Source organism: Pseudomonas sp. FG-3G, from assembly GCF_901007645.1.
In the GTDB taxonomy this organism is placed as follows: Bacteria; Pseudomonadota; Gammaproteobacteria; order Pseudomonadales; family Pseudomonadaceae; genus Aquipseudomonas; species Aquipseudomonas rhizophila.
The window spans coordinates 101635-118515 of sequence record NZ_CAAKGZ010000018.1; the positions used below are offsets into that span (position 1 = coordinate 101635).

The 16881-nt window shown below is 61.2% G+C and carries 16 protein-coding genes and 1 pseudogene; 11 read left to right on the forward strand and 6 right to left on the reverse strand.

Annotated elements, in window-relative coordinates; all coding sequences use genetic code 11:
- The first annotated feature begins 21 nt into the window (after positions 1-21).
- Together PSEUDOMOFG3G_RS08825 and PSEUDOMOFG3G_RS08830 are read left to right on the forward strand one after the other, a co-directional pair.
- Positions 22-270 (forward strand): type II toxin-antitoxin system Phd/YefM family antitoxin, encoded by a 249-nt coding sequence (locus tag PSEUDOMOFG3G_RS08825; RefSeq protein WP_107322657.1) that lies wholly within the window; start codon positions 22-24, stop codon positions 268-270.
- A pseudogene (locus tag PSEUDOMOFG3G_RS08830) lies at positions 260-540 on the forward strand (type II toxin-antitoxin system RelE/ParE family toxin). The gene PSEUDOMOFG3G_RS08825 and the pseudogene PSEUDOMOFG3G_RS08830 overlap by 11 nt, the downstream one beginning before the upstream one ends.
- On the opposite strand, the gene PSEUDOMOFG3G_RS08835 reads toward PSEUDOMOFG3G_RS08830, so the two are convergent.
- On the reverse strand, positions 516-989 hold the full coding sequence (locus tag PSEUDOMOFG3G_RS08835; RefSeq protein ID WP_139049656.1) for a thioredoxin family protein: 474 nt from the start codon (positions 987-989) through the stop codon (positions 516-518). The pseudogene PSEUDOMOFG3G_RS08830 and the gene PSEUDOMOFG3G_RS08835 overlap by 25 nt on opposite strands.
- A gap of 345 nt (positions 990-1334) precedes the next feature.
- Here PSEUDOMOFG3G_RS08835 and PSEUDOMOFG3G_RS08840 point away from each other — a divergent pair, with 345 nt between their 5' ends.
- The 8 genes from PSEUDOMOFG3G_RS08840 (at position 1335) to PSEUDOMOFG3G_RS08875 (ending at position 8025) form a co-directional block, all read left to right on the forward strand.
- The gene (locus tag PSEUDOMOFG3G_RS08840) at positions 1335-2183 is read left to right on the forward strand and encodes a transporter substrate-binding domain-containing protein (protein WP_047227834.1); all 849 of its coding nucleotides are present in this window, start codon (positions 1335-1337) and stop codon (positions 2181-2183) included.
- 53 nt (positions 2184-2236) lie between these two features.
- On the forward strand, positions 2237-2899 hold the full coding sequence (locus PSEUDOMOFG3G_RS08845) for an amino acid ABC transporter permease (RefSeq protein WP_047227888.1): 663 nt from the start codon (positions 2237-2239) through the stop codon (positions 2897-2899).
- Between the two features lie 9 nt (positions 2900-2908).
- Positions 2909-3571 carry an amino acid ABC transporter permease gene (locus tag PSEUDOMOFG3G_RS08850; RefSeq protein WP_047227835.1) on the forward strand — a complete coding sequence of 221 codons (663 nt, stop codon included), beginning with the start codon at positions 2909-2911 and terminating at the stop codon, positions 3569-3571.
- Positions 3568-4359 (forward strand): amino acid ABC transporter ATP-binding protein, encoded by a 792-nt coding sequence (locus PSEUDOMOFG3G_RS08855; RefSeq protein ID WP_047227836.1) that lies wholly within the window; start codon positions 3568-3570, stop codon positions 4357-4359. Before PSEUDOMOFG3G_RS08850 ends, PSEUDOMOFG3G_RS08855 begins: the two co-directional genes overlap by 4 nt.
- Before the next feature lie 42 nt (positions 4360-4401).
- Complete coding sequence (locus PSEUDOMOFG3G_RS08860) at positions 4402-4791, forward strand: RidA family protein (RefSeq protein ID WP_047227837.1); 390 nt, start codon at positions 4402-4404, stop codon at positions 4789-4791.
- Between the two features lie 145 nt (positions 4792-4936).
- Positions 4937-5701: an IclR family transcriptional regulator gene (locus PSEUDOMOFG3G_RS08865; protein WP_047227838.1), complete on the forward strand. Its 765-nt coding sequence runs from the start codon at positions 4937-4939 to the stop codon at positions 5699-5701.
- 29 nt (positions 5702-5730) lie between these two features.
- Positions 5731-6948: an amino acid deaminase gene (locus tag PSEUDOMOFG3G_RS08870; RefSeq protein WP_139049657.1), complete on the forward strand. Its 1218-nt coding sequence runs from the start codon at positions 5731-5733 to the stop codon at positions 6946-6948.
- A gap of 153 nt (positions 6949-7101) precedes the next feature.
- Positions 7102-8025 (forward strand): sugar kinase, encoded by a 924-nt coding sequence (locus tag PSEUDOMOFG3G_RS08875; protein ID WP_047227840.1) that lies wholly within the window; start codon positions 7102-7104, stop codon positions 8023-8025.
- Between the two features lie 37 nt (positions 8026-8062).
- Here the strand turns inward: PSEUDOMOFG3G_RS08875 and PSEUDOMOFG3G_RS08880 are convergent, their stop codons facing one another.
- Together PSEUDOMOFG3G_RS08880 and PSEUDOMOFG3G_RS08885 are read right to left on the reverse strand one after the other, a co-directional pair.
- Positions 8063-8338 carry a peptidylprolyl isomerase gene (locus PSEUDOMOFG3G_RS08880; RefSeq protein ID WP_019690952.1) on the reverse strand — a complete coding sequence of 92 codons (276 nt, stop codon included), beginning with the start codon at positions 8336-8338 and terminating at the stop codon, positions 8063-8065.
- 48 nt (positions 8339-8386) lie between these two features.
- Positions 8387-10924 (reverse strand): PAS domain-containing protein, encoded by a 2538-nt coding sequence (locus PSEUDOMOFG3G_RS08885; protein ID WP_139049658.1) that lies wholly within the window; start codon positions 10922-10924, stop codon positions 8387-8389.
- Positions 10925-11058: 134 nt separating this feature from the next.
- Here PSEUDOMOFG3G_RS08885 and PSEUDOMOFG3G_RS08890 point away from each other — a divergent pair, with 134 nt between their 5' ends.
- Positions 11059-12177, forward strand: coding sequence for a PilT/PilU family type 4a pilus ATPase (locus PSEUDOMOFG3G_RS08890; protein ID WP_047227842.1), 1119 nt, complete (start codon positions 11059-11061; stop codon positions 12175-12177).
- Between the two features lie 150 nt (positions 12178-12327).
- Here the strand turns inward: PSEUDOMOFG3G_RS08890 and PSEUDOMOFG3G_RS08895 are convergent, their stop codons facing one another.
- The 3 genes from PSEUDOMOFG3G_RS08895 to PSEUDOMOFG3G_RS08905 all read right to left on the reverse strand — a co-directional run bounded on the left by PSEUDOMOFG3G_RS08895 (position 12328) and on the right by PSEUDOMOFG3G_RS08905 (position 16663).
- Positions 12328-14283, reverse strand: a complete 1956-nt coding sequence (locus PSEUDOMOFG3G_RS08895) for an acetoacetate--CoA ligase (RefSeq protein WP_139049659.1) — start codon at positions 14281-14283, stop codon at positions 12328-12330.
- Positions 14284-14486: 203 nt separating this feature from the next.
- Positions 14487-15263 carry a 3-hydroxybutyrate dehydrogenase gene (hbdH, locus tag PSEUDOMOFG3G_RS08900; RefSeq protein WP_076384048.1) on the reverse strand — a complete coding sequence of 259 codons (777 nt, stop codon included), beginning with the start codon at positions 15261-15263 and terminating at the stop codon, positions 14487-14489.
- A gap of 8 nt (positions 15264-15271) precedes the next feature.
- Positions 15272-16663 carry a GntP family permease gene (locus PSEUDOMOFG3G_RS08905; RefSeq protein WP_047227845.1) on the reverse strand — a complete coding sequence of 464 codons (1392 nt, stop codon included), beginning with the start codon at positions 16661-16663 and terminating at the stop codon, positions 15272-15274.
- Positions 16664-16881 lie beyond the last annotated feature (218 nt).

Here is a 16881-nt window from a genome sequence, read left to right on the forward strand (position 1 = left end):
GAGTGCTCAAGGACTCACCTCATGACACATATTGTACTTTCTCAAGTTGTAGCCAGCATTTCCGAACTCAAGAAAAATCCGATGGGCACTGTTGCTGCCGGTGGAGGATTATCCGTAGCAATCCTCAACCGCAATGAGCCGGCATTTTATTGCGTCCCCGCTCGAGAATATGAAGCCATGATGGATCGGCTTGAAGATCTGGAGCTGGTTGCTCTTTGCCGCGAGCGTGAAAATGATCCAACGATAAAGGTTTCTCTTGATGACCTATGAGTTGGAATTTTCTGATAAAGCCTGGAAGGAATGGCAAAACTGGGTGCAACACTCAAAGAGCAATTCAAGAAAAAGCTCGAGGAGCGACTGGTGAATCCGCATGTCCAGGCAGACCGTCTGCATGGGCTGGGCAACGCCTATAAAATCAAGTTACGTAGCGCCGGCTATCGATTGGTTTACCGAGTGGTAGATGATTTGCTAGTTGTTACAGTGATTGCGGTTGGTAAGCGCGAGCGCGGTCAGGTTTATGACGAGGCGGCCAAGCGGTAGGCGCCCGGCTTTCCTCGCCGCAACCTTTGGAGTCCCCGTGCCCGAGAGACCAGGCACAAGGTTCGCAGTTGCTCGTGCAACCAGTGCAAGTCACGGCGAGGCGAACGACGCGGCCGTCTGGGTTTGGTTCGGCCGATGTGTTCGGCAAAGTTCTGGGTCAGCGAGGCCTGATCACCGACGCCCTTGAGCTTGCGGCGTAACTTCCCATCCTTATAAAACAGCACCGTGGGTGTCCCGGTAACGTCCGGGTGTCGGGGCGATTCGCTGGTACTCAATTTGTAGATCACCGCCCGATCCTTGAATGTCTCGGCAACGCTGCAAAACAGCGGCTCGGCCCAGCTACAGGCGTAGCAGTAGGGGTGGCCGAAATAGAAGACTACCGGGCGCCAGGTCTTGAGAGCCGTGCGGTAGTCCTTTGATGAGGCGATGTGGGTGATGAACGAACTCATGGCGGGTTTCCCTTCATCGATAGGGTGTTTGCAACCATAAGCAACACGGCCGGGCATCGCTACTGTCAGAGTTGACAGTTGAACGGCTCCCTTTTGGTGCGCAAAAGCCTCACTTGCTCCCTGTCTGGGGCCTTGCTACCCGAAGCTGTAGCCAACAGTAGCAGTCCCTGCGCAGATGCCCGCGTTCCTATTGAAACGTCTGGGCGTGCCATCCTTTTGATTTCATTGGTTTTCCATTTTCCTTATCCATACACCGCATGCCTGTGGCACACTTTCTGCTGTCTATTCCGTTGTTACATACTAAGTTCCGGTATAGCGGAATAAACTGACTCAGGAGTGCTTGCCATGCATCGCCGACCTTCCTTGTTCAAAGCGTGTGTTTTTATCTTCGCGGCCACGACGGCTGCCATGGGTGTCGCTCAGGCGGCGGACAGCAAGCTCGATAGCGTGCTGCAGCGCGGGAAATTGATCGTGGGCACGGGCAGCACCAATGCGCCGTGGCACTTCCAGGGAGCGGATGGCAAGTTGCAGGGTTTTGATATCGACATCGCACGAATGGTGGCCAAGGGTCTGTTCAATGACCCGGAGAAAGTCGAGTTTGTGGTGCAGTCGTCCGATGCACGCATTCCGAACCTGTTGACCGACAAGGTCGACATGAGCTGCCAGTTCATCACCGTCACCGCCAGTCGTGCCCAGCAAGTGGCGTTCACCCTGCCGTATTACCGCGAAGGCGTGGGCCTGCTGCTGCCGGCCAACAGCAAGTACAAGGAAATCGAAGACCTCAAGGCCGCCGGCGATGACGTCACCGTGGCTGTGCTGCAGAACGTCTACGCCGAGGAATTGGTGCACCAGGCGCTGCCCAAGGCCAAGGTCGACCAGTACGACAGTGTTGATCTGATGTATCAGGCGGTGAACTCCGGCCGTGCCGATGCCGCTGCCACCGACCAGTCTTCGGTCAAGTACCTGATGGTGCAGAACCCTGGTCGCTACCGCAGCCCGGCCTACGCCTGGAGCCCGCAAACTTATGCCTGCGCGGTCAAGCGCGGCGACCAGGACTGGCTGAACTTCGTCAACACCACCCTGCATGAAGCCATGACCGGCGTGGAATTCCCCACCTATGCGGCATCGTTCAAGCAATGGTTCGGCGTCGAGTTGCCGTCGCCGGCCATCGGTTTCCCCGTCGAATTCAAATGATCCCGTGAGCCCGGGGCGCCCTTGAGGGCGCCCCGTTGAAGGTACTGCCGACCATGAATTATCAGTTGAACTTTGCCGCCGTCTGGCGCGATTTCGACACCTTGCTGGCGGGGCTCGGCCTGGGGCTTTCCCTGGCGCTGGTGTCGATCGCCATCGGTTGCGTGATCGGCCTGCTGATGGCGTTCGCGCTGCTGAGCAAGCACCGCGTGTTGCGGGTGCTGGCCTCGGTGTATGTCACGGTGATCCGCAATACGCCGATCCTGGTGCTGATCCTGCTGATCTACTTCGCCTTGCCAAGCCTGGGTATTCGCCTGGACAAAATTCCCTCGTTCGTCATCACGCTCTCGCTGTACGCCGGGGCCTACCTGACCGAAGTGTTCCGCGGCGGGCTGCTGAGCATTCACAAGGGCCAGCGTGAAGCGGGGCTGGCCATCGGTTTGGGCGAGTGGCAAGTGAAGGCCTACGTCACCGTGCCGGTGATGCTGCGCAACGTGTTGCCGGCGTTGTCGAACAACTTCATTTCGCTGTTCAAGGACACCTCACTGGCGGCAGCGATCGCTGTGCCGGAGCTGACTTATTACGCCCGCAAGATCAACGTGGAGAGCTACCGGGTGATCGAAACCTGGCTGGTGACCACGGCCCTGTATGTCGCGGCCTGTTACCTCATTGCCATGCTGCTGCGTTATTTCGAGCAGCGTCTGGCGATCCGCCGTTAGGAGTGTTCCATGTACGAATCCCCCAGTTGGTTGCATGAGTTGTGGGTCGCCCGGGAGACGCTGTGGGCCGGGTTCCTGACCAGCGTGCAGTGCTCGGTACTGGCGATTTTGTTAGGCACGCTGATCGGCCTGTTCGCCGGGCTGGTGCTGACTTACGGTCGCTTCTGGATGCGCGCGCCGTTTCGTTTCTACGTCGACGTGATTCGCGGCACTCCGGTGTTTGTGTTGGTGCTGGCCTGTTTCTACATGGCCCCGGCCCTGGGCTGGCAAATCGGCGCATTCGAGGCTGGTGCCTTGGGCCTGACACTGTTTTGCGGCTCCCATGTGGCCGAGATCGTGCGCGGGGCCTTGCAGGCCTTGCCCCGTGGGCAGATGGAGGCAAGCCAGGCCATCGGCCTGACGTTTTTCCAGGCGCTGGGTTACGTGCTGTTGCCCCAGGCACTGCGGCAGATCTTGCCGACCTGGGTCAATTCCTCCACCGAAATCGTCAAGGCTTCGACCCTGTTGTCGGTGATCGGCGTTGCCGAACTGCTGCTCAGCACTCAGCAGATCATCGCCCGGACCTTCATGACCCTGGAGTTTTACCTGTTCGCCGGTTTTCTCTTTTTCATCATCAACTACGCCATCGAATTGCTCGGGCGGCACATTGAAAAGCGGGTGGCCTTGCCATGACTGATGTTTCGACCTCTACCAATGCTCAACCGCTGCTGGACATTCGCGGTCTGCGCAAACAATACGGCCCGGTGGAAGTGCTCAAGGGCGTGGACCTGAGCATGCAGCGCGGCAATGTCGTCACCCTGATCGGCTCCAGCGGCTCGGGCAAAACCACGTTGCTGCGTTGCGTGAACATGCTTGAGGAGTTCCAGGGCGGGCAGATCGTGCTCGATGGCGAGGCCATCGGCTATGACGAGGTGGGCGGCAAGCGCGTGCGCCACCCGGAAAAAGTCATCGCCCGGCACCGGGCCATGACCGGCATGGCCTTCCAGCAATTCAACCTGTTCCCGCATTTGACGGCGTTGCAGAACGTCACCCTGGGCCTGCTCAAGGTGAAAAAGCTACCCAAGGACGAAGCCGTGGCCCTGGCCGAGAAATGGCTGGAGCGGGTCGGCTTGCTGGAACGGCGCAATCATTTTCCCGGTCAGTTGTCCGGCGGTCAGCAGCAGCGTGTGGCGATCGCTCGGGCGATTGCCATGAACCCCAGCCTGATGCTGTTCGATGAAGTGACCTCGGCCCTGGACCCGGAATTGGTGGGTGAGGTGCTGAACGTGATCAAGGGACTGGCCGAAGACGGCATGACCATGCTGCTGGTGACCCACGAAATGCGTTTTGCCTTCGAGGTGTCCGACAAGATCGTGTTCATGAACCAGGGCCGCATCGAAGAACAGGGCCCACCGAAAGAACTGTTCGAACGGCCACAGTCGCCACGACTGGCTGAGTTTCTCAAGAACACCCGTTTTTAATTTTATTGAACCTCTGATTGATACAGGCAAGGAGAAACACCCATGAGCATTACGCGCTACGGCACCGGCAGCACCGCAGGCGGCGGTCAGCCACGGCCCTTCGCCCGAGCCGTTGAGGCCGACGGCTGGCTGCACGTGTCCGGTCAGGTGCCGGCGGTCAACGGCGAGATTATTGTCGGCGGGATCGTCGAGCAGACCCACCAGACGATGAAGAATCTGATCGCGATTCTTGAAGAAGCTGGATACGGCCTTGAAGATGTGGTGCGCTGCGGCGTATGGCTGGAAGATCCGCGGGATTTCTGGAGTTTCAACAAAGTATTTGGTGAATACTTCAGCCCCGAACATGCCCCTGCCAGGGCTTGTGTGCAAGCGAACATGATGGTTGATTGCAAGGTTGAGATTGATTGCATCGCCTACAAGAAAAAGGCTTGAGTCACTGAGGACTCATCGCGGGCACGCCTTGCTCCCACAAGGCAATGCAAACTCCTGTGGGAGCAAGGCTTGCCTGCGATAGCAATCTATCAGGCGGTGCAGCACTCTGGTTAAACTCCCGGCCAATTGAATGGGAACCCAAGACATGACCGAAGACACCATCAAACGCCGGGCCCGAGGGTTGGACCGGGCGTTCGATATCCTCGATTTCCTCAAGGAAATCGGCCAGCCGTTGCGCCCCAATGACATCGCCAGCGGCATCGGCAGCCCCAAGTCCACGGTCTACGAACTGGTGGCGTCGCTGCTGGAGCGACGCATCCTGGAGCCGGTGGGCAAGGACGGCCACGTCTACCTGGGCCGCCAGTTGTACTTTCTCGGGCAAGCGCACCTGCGGCATTTCGACCTGAGTCGCGAGGCCGATCACGCCTTGCAGGAAATCGTCAGCCAGACCCGGGAAACCGCCCAGATGTGCCTGCTCAACGGGCGCAAATACACGGTGGCACTGATGAAGGAGGGGGAGCGGCATTTTCGCATTTCCTCGGACATCGGCGAGAACGCGCCGATTCCCTGGACCGCATCCGGACGCCTGCTGCTGGCGCATCTGAGTGACCAGCAGATCGTCGACCTGATCGACCCCGACGACTTCATCCTGCCGGACGGCGAGCGCCTGCCCCTGGAGCGGTTTCTCGCGGAGATCCGCCAGGCCGGGCTCGATGGATTTTTCTCCTTCGACAGTGTGGCCGACACCTTCACCCACTGCTTCGCCGCGCCGGTCAAAGACGCCAATGGCGTGGCCATCGCGACCCTGTGCATCGTCGCCCCACGGGCCGACGCCAAGAACAACTACGCCGACTACCGCCGGGTGCTGATCGAAAGCGCCAACAACCTGGCCCGTCGCATCAATGAATAGACAGCCGCGGCTGTGTGAGGAGTGTGAACATGTCTTCTGCCATTCATAACGCTGCCGTGGAGAAGGGGGCCGCCCAAGCGGGCGATCACCTGCTGCGCGACATCAGCCTGCCGGCGCTGGTTTTGCATCGCCAAGCGTTGGAGCACAACATTGGCTGGATGCAAAAATTCGTCACGGACAGTGGTGCCGAACTGGCGCCCCACGGCAAGACCAGCATGACCCCGGCGCTGTTTCGCCGCCAACTCGAGGCCGGCGCCTGGGGACTGACCCTGGCCACGGCAGTGCAGACCCGTGCCGCTTACGCCCATGGCGTGCGCCGGGTGCTGATGGCCAACCAACTGGTGGGCACGCCAAACATGGCGCTGATCGCGGATCTGCTGGCAGATCCCGCGTTCGAATTCCATTGCATGGTCGACCATCCCGACAACGTTGCCGAGCTGGGCGCGTTCTTTGCCTCTCGCGGTGCGAAGTTGAACGTGATGATCGAATACGGTGTGGTGGGTGGCCGGTGTGGCTGCCGGACCGAGGCCGAGGTGCTGGCCCTGGCTGAGGCGATCGGGGCGCAACCGGCGCTGGCGCTGACCGGTATCGAAGGCTACGAAGGCGTGATCCATGGTGACCACGCCATCAGTGGCATCCGTGCGTTTGCCGCATCCCTGGTGGGGCTGGCGGTGCAACTGCAGGACAACGGTGCGTTCGCCATCGACAAGCCGATCATCACCGCCTCGGGTTCAGCCTGGTACGACCTGATTGCCGAGTCTTTCGAGGCGCGGAACGCCCACGGACGTTTCCTCAGTGTGCTGCGTCCTGGCAGTTACGTGGCCCATGACCATGGCATCTACAAAGAGGCCCAGTGCTGCGTGCTGGAACGGCGTAGCGACCTGCACGAAGGTCTGCGCCCGGCCCTGGAAGTCTGGGCCCACGTGCAATCGCTGCCTGAACCCGGCTTTGCGGTGATCGCCCTGGGTAAACGCGACGTGGCCTATGACGCCGGGCTGCCGGTGCCGCTCAAGCGTTACCAACCCGGCTCCGACTCCATAGCGGGGCAGGACCTGGCCGGCTGCAAGGTGACGGCGGTGATGGACCAGCATGCGTTCATGACGGTGGCGACCGGGGTGGAACTGCGGGTAGGCGACATCATCTCGTTCGGTACGTCGCATCCGTGCCTGACTTTCGACAAGTGGCGGGTGGCGTGCCTGGTGGATGAGCAGTTGCGGGTGGTCGAGAGCATGGAGACTTGTTTCTAGCCTTGAAACCGAGTCGCGGCTATCGCGAGCAGGCTCGCTCCCACAGTGGGGGCGGTTGTGAACAGAGGATTTATGTTCACCAATATCCCCTGTGGGAGCGAGCCTGCTCGCGATAGCGGCCTGGCAGACACTATCGAAATATCAGGATCGCCCATGAGCTACCCCAACCCAAAACCTCGCATCGCCCTGATCGGCGAGTGCATGATCGAACTGCAGCAGCGCGCCGATGGCAGTCTGCAACAAAGCTTCGGCGGCGACACCCTGAACACCGCTGTGTACCTGTCCCGCGCCCTGGGTGACAAGGGCGCGGTGGATTACGTTACCGCCTTGGGCGACGACAGTTTCAGCGATGCCATGTGCCAGAGCTGGGCCGCCGAAAATATCGGCCTGGATCGGGTCCAGCGCCTGCCCGGTCGTTTGCCGGGTTTGTATTGCATCCAGACCGACGCGGCGGGTGAGCGGCGGTTTTTGTACTGGCGCAATGAGGCGGCGGTGCGTGATTGCTTCACCACCCCGGCCGCCGCACCGATCCTGGCGGCGCTGCCGGATTACGACGTGCTGTACTTCAGCGGCATCACCCTGGCCGTGCTCGGTGAGCAAGGTCGTGGCAAGCTCATCGAAACCCTGATCCAGGCCCGCCGGCGCGGGGCCGAGGTGGTGTTCGACAATAACTACCGGCCAAGGCTCTGGGCATCAGTGGATGCAGCCCGTGCGGCCTATCGCAGTGTATTGCCTTACGTGGAGCTGGCGCTGCTGACGGTGGACGACGAGCAGGCGCTGTTCGGTTATGCCGACAGCGCTGAGGTGTTCGCCGCGTACGCGCAGTTGGGCACGTCGGAAGTGGTGCTCAAGCGCGGTGCCGAGCCCTGTCTGATCTGTTGTGATGGTGAGTCTTTCGAGATTCCGGCCCAGCGAGTGGAGCGGGTGGTGGACACGACGGCGGCGGGGGATTCATTCAGTGCTGCTTACCTGGCAAGCCGCCTGCTCGGTGGCAGCCCGGTGGAGGCCGCCGAGGCTGGACATCTGTTGGCGAGCCGGGTCATCCAGGTGCCGGGGGCGTTGATGCCCAAGGACTGAAGGGGCCGCGAAGCACCTGTGGGAGCGGGCTCGATCATTAGTCCCGGTAGAACACCTGCACCAGGTGATAGCCGAACTTGCTCTTGATCGGCCCATGCACCACCCGCAGGGGCTTTTTGAAGATTACCGCGTCGATCGCACCGACCATCTGCCCGGGCCGCACTTCACCCAGATCACCGCCGCGTTTGCCCGAGGGGCAGGTGGAGTATTTCTTGGCCAGTACATCGAAGGCTTCGCCTTTGGCGATGCGTTGCTTGAGCTGTTCGGCTTCTTCGGCGGTTTTCACCAGGATATGGCGGGCTTGGGCTTTCATTGCAGCAGTGACCTGAACGGTGCGACGGGGCGGCGATTATGCCTCAAGTCAGGCGTCATGGTTGATCATCGTCCGAATCTTGTTCGCCAGCAGATCGAGGCTGAAGGGCTTGGCAACCATATCCATGCCCTGCTCGAGAAAGCCCTGGCGCTCGGTGGCCTTCTGCGCATAACCGGTCATGAACAGCACCTTCAGATCGGGCCGATGCTGACGGGCGATTTCCGCCAGTTGCCGGCCATTCATGCCTGGCAGGCCGACATCGGTCACCAGCAAGTCGATGCGCTGGCTGGACTCCAGTAGCCCAAGGGCAGCCTTGGCGTCCTGGGCTTGAAGGGTGGTGTAACCCAGGGCGTCGAGCAGATCGAGCACCAGCATGCGCACGGCCGGTTCGTCTTCGACCAGCAACACGGTTTCACCGGCGACGGCGGCCGGTGCATCCAGCGCTACCGGCGCCGCAGTCTGCTGGACAGACGCGACGTACAGCCGCGGCAGGTACAACTGCACCCGCGTGCCCTGGTCCGGCACACTGTCCAGGCTCAGCAGGCCACCCGACTGTTGGGCAAACCCGTAGATCATCGACAAGCCCAAACCGGTGCCCTGGCCGATGGGTTTGGTGGTGAAGAACGGATCAAAGGCCTTGGCCAGCACGGATGGGGTCATGCCGCTGCCATTGTCGCTGACGGCAATCATCACGTAGTCACCGGCCTTGACCGGTTCCAGGGCACTGAGGTCATTCCCGTCGAGGTAGACGTTGGCGGTTTCGATGGTCAACTCGCCCCCCTCGGGCATGGCGTCCCGAGCGTTGATCACCAGATTGAGCAGGGCGTTTTCCAACTGGCTGGCATCGGTGCTGACCGGCCACAGTTCATCGGCCAACTGCAGGCGCAGCACGATGTGATCGCCGGTGGTTCGGCTCAGCAAGTCTTCAAGTGAACGCACCAGGTCATTGGGGTCCAGCGGTTTGCGGTCCAGCGACTGGCGTCGGGAAAACGCCAGCAGGCGGTGGGTCAGGGCCGCCGCACGGTTGGCCGAGGACACGGCCGCTTCGGTGAAACGACCGATCTCGGCGATGCGGCCGCTGGCGATGTAGCGTTGCATCAGGTCGAGGCTGCCGAGGATGCCGGTGAGCATGTTGTTGAAGTCATGGGCAATGCCGCCGGTGAGCTGACCCACGGCCTCCATCTTCTGGGCGTGGCGCAGCGCCTCCTCGGCACGTTCGCGTTCGAACATCTCGTTTTGCAGGCGGTGGTTGGCTTCGGCCAGTTGCTGGGTGCGGGCGATGACGCGTTCTTCGAGCGTCTCGTTGAGGTTGCGCAGGGCCTCTTCAGTTTTCTTGCGCTCGGTCTCGTCGATCACAAAGATGTAGAAACCGTTCACCGCACCATCGGCCCCACGGCGCGGCAGGTAGTTGATCAAGGCATGGCGGGGACGGCCGTCGCGGTGATCCGATTGCACGGTGAAGCTGCACGGCTTGCCTGCCAGGGCGTCGGCGATCTGCTCGGCGCGGGCGGCGTAGGCTGAATCGCCGAGCACTTCGCGAATTGTCTTGCCATATAGCTCTTGGGGCGTCAGGCCATACCAATCCAGATAGGCGCTGTTGTTGAGGCGAAAACGTTCTTCCCGGTCCACATAGCTGATAAGGATCGGCATGGCGTTGATGATCAGTTGCAGTTCGGTCTGGCTCTGGCGCAGGGCCTGCTCGGTACGCTTGCGCTCGGTCAGGTCCAGGGCCGCGCCGAGAAAGCGTTTGGGCCGGCCATGGCGATCCTTGTAGCAGCGACCGCGCACGAACACCCAGCGCAGTTCGCCGTCAGGCCGCAGGAGACGGTACTCCTCGGCGTATTCAGTGCTGTGGGTGATGCAATGCTTGATGCTGCGGGTGACCATGGCCCGGTCCTGGGGATGCACGCCTTCAAGGTAAGCGCTGATGGGCAACTGGCGCGACAGGTTCGGGTCGACGCCATGCAGCACCGCGAAGTGCTCGTCGGCAACAAAGCGGTCTTCGCTGATGTCCCAATCCCAGGTGCCTAGCGTATCGGCAGCGGCCAGGGCCAGTTGCAGGCGTTCCTCGCTTTCCTGCTGGGCCTTGAGGCTGGCTTCTGAGCGTCGCTCGAACTCCAGGGCCAGGCGTCGTCGTTCACCGGTCTCGATGGCTGTGACCAGAATACCGGCCACGGCGCCGTCTTCATCGCGCACGGGGCTGTAGGTCAGGTCCAGCCAGACATCGCAGAGGCGGCCGGCGAAGGGCACTCGCCATTGCTGATCGCGACAGGTGTGCATGTGGCCTTGCAACACGCGGTGATAAATCGGCCCGCTCAGATCTTCGAGTTCGGGCCATGCTGAATGGGTCGGCTGGCCGAACGCCTGGGGGTGTTTGTCGCCCGTCAGTCGGGTAAAGGCGTCGTTGTAGAAATGAATCAGCTGTGGCCCCCACAGCACGGACATCGGCAGCGGCGAGTGGAGCACGATGTCCAGGGCGGTACGCAGGCTCTGGGGCCAGGTTTGGGCAGTGCCCAGCGGGCTGTTGGCCCAGTCACGTCGGGCCAACAGGCTCTGTACGTCAATGCCGGCGGGTGTTGCGTTCATCACGCTAGCCCTGCAAATCGTGTCGCAGTCACGGTGTCTACTATCCTCTGAAGAAGGTAAGCGCGGGTTGGTCTGAAAGGTTTGCTCATCGGGTCAGCTTGTTTCATTGAAGTCTCGCGGAAGTCAATCAGGCCATGGAAATCGATCCCTTGTTACGCATCCTGGCGAGCCAGGATGGCTCCGACCTCTATATGTCCACCGGTGCGCCGCCGTGCGCGCGTTTCGAGGGGGTGCTCAAACCCTTGAGCAACCAGCCCTTCAAGGTGGGCGACATCGCCGGGCTCGCCGAGTCTTTGATGGACGCCGAACAGCGGCTTGAGTTCGATCGAGAACTGGAAATGAACCTGGCTATCTCCCTGGCTGGGGTCGGGCGGTTTCGCGTCAATATCTTCAAGCAGCGCAATGACGTGTCCATGGTGATCCGCAACGTCAAGCTCGACATCCCGCGGTTCGAGGACCTGAAACTGCCAAATGTGTTGCTGGACACCATCATGCAGAAACAGGGGCTGATGCTGTTCGTCGGCGCGACAGGGTCGGGCAAGTCGACTTCCCTGGCGGCGCTGATCGATTACCGTAATCGCAACAGCAGCGGCCATATCATCACCATCGAAGACCCGGTGGAGTATATCCATCGACACAAGAAATCGATCATCAATCAACGGGAAGTCGGTGTCGACACCCGCAGCTTTCATGCCGCCCTGAAGAACACCTTGCGCCAGGCACCGGACGTGGTGCTGATCGGCGAAATTCGTGATCGCGAAACCATGGAGCATGCCCTGGCATTCGCCGACACCGGGCACCTGGTGATCTCCACCCTGCATGCTCACAATGCCAACCAGGCGCTGGACCGGGTGATCAATTTCTTCCCGGAAGAACGCCGGCCGCAGCTGCTCAATGATCTGGGCAACAACCTCAAGGCGTTCGTGTCGCAACGCCTGGTGCGCACTCGCACCGGCCAGCGCCGGGCCGCGGTGGAGGTCATGCTGGGCTCGCCCACGGTGGCCGACCTGATCCGCCGCAATGAGTTCGGTGAGCTCAAGGGCATCATGGAAAAGTCAGAAGAACTCGGGATGCAAACCTTCGATCACGCCCTGTACAACCTGGTGGTGGAGGGTGCTATCGATGAGGAGGAAGCCCTGAAAAACGCCGACTCGGCGAACAACCTGCGGTTGCGCCTGAAGTTGCATGCCGAGTCGGGGGCAGCGGTGCCCCCGGCCGATCCGGCGGCGGGTGAGTGGGGGTTGATGGATTGATGGTTCTACAGGCTACCGCGTTGTCGTTCATCGCGAGCAGGCTCGCTCCCACAGGGAATCGATGGTGATTGCCAATCCTGTGTTCACCACCGACCAATGTGGGAGCGAGCCCGCTCGCGATGAGGCCAGATGGCCCATAAGGCTTTAACCTCAGGTGGTCAGTTCCAGCCGATCCCTGAACTGCTCCAGCGCTTCGGGATTGGCCAGGGCATCGGTGTTTTTCACCACCTGCCCATGCACCACGTTGCGCACCGCCAGTTCCACCACCTTGCCGCTGATGGTCCGCGGGATGTCGCTGACTGCCAGGATCTTCGCCGGCACATGACGCGGCGTGGTATTGGCGCGGATCACCTGGCGGATCTGTTGCTCCAGGGCCTCATCCAGGGTCACGCCGTCGCGCAGGCGCACAAACAGCACCACGCGCACATCACCCTGCCATTGCTGGCCGATGGCAACGCTGTCCAGCACCTGCTCGACCTTTTCCACCTGCCGATAGATTTCCGCCGTGCCGATGCGCACGCCACCGGGGTTGAGCACTGCATCCGAACGCCCGTGGATCAAGAAACCGCCGTGAGGCAGTTCCTCGGCGTAGTCCCCCTGGGCCCACACACCGGGGAACTGGCTGAAGTAGGAGGCCCTTAGCTTTTCCTGCTGCGGATCATTCCACAGGCCAATGGGCATGGCCGGGAAGTGCCGGGTGCAGACCAGTTCACCCTTCTCACCGATGACCGCCTGGCCTGCCTCGTTCCAGACCTGCACCGCCATGCCCAGGCTCTTGCCCTGCATCTCGCCACGGCGAACGGCGGACAACGGATTGCCATTGACGAAGCACGACACAATGTCGGTGCCACCGGACATCGAGGCCAGGCACACCTGGGTCTTGAAGTCGCGATACACGTAGTCGTAGCTATGGGGCGCCAGGGCCGAGCCGGTGGACAGGATGGTTTTCAGGCTGCCCAGGTCATGGGTCTGTCGCGGTTTCAAACCCTGGCTTTCCAGGGCCGCCAGGTATTTGGGGCTGGTGCCGAATACGCTGATGCGCTGCTGGTCGATCAGGTCCAGCAGGCGCTCGGGACCAGGGTGAAAGGGCGAGCCGTCGTAGAGCACCACCGCACTGCCGACGGCGAGGGCCGACACCAGCCAGTTCCACATCATCCAGCCACACGTGGTGTAGTAGAACAGGCGATCTTCGGGGCCGAGGTCCACATGCAGGCCATGTTCCTTGAGGTGTTGCAACAGCACGCCGCCGGTGCTGTGGACGATGCACTTCGGCACGCCGGTGGTGCCACTGGAATAGAGGATGTACAGCGGATGATCGAACGGCACGTCAACGAACGCCGGTTCGCCGCCACAGCGGTAGAAGTCGCTCCACAACGCGACGCTGGCCGTTGTCTTGAAGTCTTCGGCGCGGGCGTCAGGGCATGCGTAGGGCAGGATGATCAATTGCTGCAGCGAAGGCAGGCGCTCGAGGATTTCGTTGACCTTGGCTCGCTGGTCGATGACCTTCCCGGCGTAGCGGTAACCGGCGCAGGTAATCAGCAACTTGGGCTCGATCTGGCCGAACCGGTCGATGACCCCGTGGGTGCCGAAGTCAGGCGAGGAGCACGACCAGATCGCCCCCAGGCTGGTGGTGGCGAGCATGCCCACCAGGGTCTGCCAGGTGTTGGGCATGCACGCGGCTACCCGGTCGCCCTTGCTCACACCTGCCGCTTGCAGGCTTTTTTGCAGGCCAGCGACGTGGGCGGCAAGTTCGGCCCAGGTCAGTTGTTCTTGCCCGCCACTTTCGTCGAGGGCAACCACGGCCACGGCGTCATCGCGCCGGCGCAGCAGGTGTTCGGCAAAATTCAGTGTCGCCCCGGGAAACCACCGGGCGCTGGGCATTTGCTCACCTTCGACCAGCACATCGCTGGGCGCCTGGTGAAAACGGATCTCGAAGAAGTCGACGATGGCCTGCCAGAAGGCTTCACGCTGGTCGATGCTCCAGGCGTGCAGCGCCGGATAATCGCTCAGTTGCAGCTGATGCCGTTCGTTGATGAACCGGCGAAAGGCGTCCATGCGTGACTGGGCGATGCGATCGGGGGTGGGTTGCCAGAGGATGTCGGACATGGGGTGCCTCTTTTTCTTTTATGTACACACGAACTATAGAGCGACCCAATCATGTGGCGAGGGGATTTATCCCCGACTTGTGGGAGCAAGGCTTGCCTGCGATGAACGAAAACGCGGTTTAGCTGTTAAACCGCGGTGCGGCCATCGCGGGCAAGCCTTGCTCCCACAGATAAGTCCCCTCGCCACAAGGGATCGCAAGCGATTTACTGAGCCAGCCACCCACCATCAATATTCCACGCCGCGCCGCGTACCTGGCTGCCGGCTTCGCTGCACAGAAACAGCACCAGTTCCCCCAGTTGCGGCGGGGTGACGAATTCCAGGGAAGGCTGTTTTTCGGCCAGCAGGTCATGCTGTGCCTGTTGCGGGTCGATGCCCGTGGCAATGCGGTCGTCGATCTGTTTCTGCACCAGCGGTGTCAGCACCCAGCCAGGGCAGATGGCGTTGCACGTCACGTTACTGGTGGCGGTTTCCAGGCCGACCACTTTGGTCAGACCGATCACCCCGTGTTTGGCCGCGACGTAGGCGGCCTTGCCCACCGAGCCGACCTGGCCGTGCACCGAGGCAATGTTGATGATCCGCCCCCAGCCCTTGGCGCGCATGCCCGGCAGGCTCAAGCGCGTGGCATGGAACACCGAGGACAGGTTGATGGCGATGATCGAGTCCCAGCGCTCCACCGGAAAATCTTCCACGGCGGCCACATGCTGGATACCGGCGTTGTTCACCAGAATGTCCACGCCGCCGAACTCCCGTTCGGCGTAAGCGAGCATGTCGGCGATCTGCGCCGGATCACTGACATCGGCCGGATGATGGCCGACCTTGCCGCCGAACTGTTTCACCTCGGCGATCACCGTCGAGGCATCGCCGAAGCCGTTGAGGATCAGGTTGGCGCCGGCCTTGGCAAGGCTCAGGGCGATGCCCAGGCCGATGCCGCTGGTAGAGCCGGTGACCAGGGCGGTCTTGCCCGAAAGAGGGGTTGTCATGGGGAGCCTCACACAATGCCAGTGGCGTAGAACACAGCGATCACGAAGAACACCGCGAGGGTCTTGATCAGCGTAATGCAGAAAATGTCTTTGTAGGCTTCACGGTGGGTCAGACCGGTCACCGCCAGCAGGGTGATCACTGCGCCGTTGTGGGGCAGGGTGTCCATGCCGCCGCTGGCCATGGACGCGACCCGGTGCAGCACTTCCAGGGGAATGTTGGCGGCGTTGGCGGCGCTGATGAACGTTTCGGACATCGCTGCCAGGGCGATGCTCATGCCGCCCGAGGCTGAACCGGTGATGCCCGCCAGCAGCGTCACGGTCACGGCTTCATTGACCAGTGGATTGGGGATGTTTTTGAGCCAGTCGGCCAGCACCAGAAAACCCGGCAAGGACGCGATGACCGCGCCAAAACCGTATTCCGAAGCGGTGTTCATTGCCGCCAGCAGCGCACCGCCCACCGCGCTCTTGCTGCCTTCGGCCAGCTTGCTGCGAATGGTGCTGAAGGCGAACAGCAGCACCAGGACAATGCCCACCAGCAACGCGGCCTGCACGGCCCAGATCGCGGTGAGCTTGGCGATGTCGCTGGTCACCGGTGTGGTCATGCCCGGCAGCGCCAGGCTGTGGGTCTTGCCATACCACTGGGGAATCCACTGGGTGAACAGCAGGTTCATGATCCCGACCGCCAACAGCGGCGAAATGGCGAGCCAGGGATTGGGCAGCTTGATGTCTTCGGCAGTCTCCGGCTCGTTGCGCAGTTCGGTGCCGTAGCCTTCGCCTAGGCGCTGGGCCTTGTTGCGCTGGCGTTGCAGGAACAGCATGCCGAAGCTGAACACGAAGATCGTGCCGATCACACCCAGCCAGGGCGCGGCCCAGGCGGTGGTGTTGAAGAAGGTGCTGGGGATGATGTTCTGGATCTGCGGTGTGCCGGGCAGGGCGTCCATGGTGAACGAGAACGCGCCAAGGGCAATGGTGGCTGGGATCAGCCGCTTGGGAATATTGCTCTGGCGGAACATCTCGGCGGCGAACGGATACACCGCGAACACCACGACGAACAGCGACACGCCGCCATAGGTCAGCAAGGCGCATACCAGCACGATCACCAACATGGCCTGGCGCGTGCCCAGCAGGCGAATCGCCGCCGCGACGATGGAGCGGGAGAAACCCGACAGCTCGATCAGTTTGCCGAACACCGCGCCGAGCAGGAACACCGGGAAATACAGTTTGATGAAGCCGACCATCTTCTCCATGAACACCCCGGTGAAAGCAGGCGCGACGGCGGAAGGGTCAGTGAGCAGGACGGCGCCGAGGGCGGCGATGGGGGCAAAAAGGATAACGCTGTAGCCACGGTAGGCGGCCACCATCAGCAGCGTGAGGGCTGCCAAGGCAATGATCACACTCATGGTGTGTCTCCTGGATTGTTATTTTTGTGGTGAAGCGGTGCGGAGGGCTTTAGCGAGTTTTGTGCCAGGTATGTAATTTATTGAAATATAAGGAAATTATTGATTTTGGTGGGAGTGGTTCGAGGGTTTTGTCTCCGTTTGGAGATTTTTAGGGGCTGTGCTGGCCTCATCGCGAGCAGGCTCGCTCCCACAGGTTGACCGAGTTCGTCAGTAAAGTA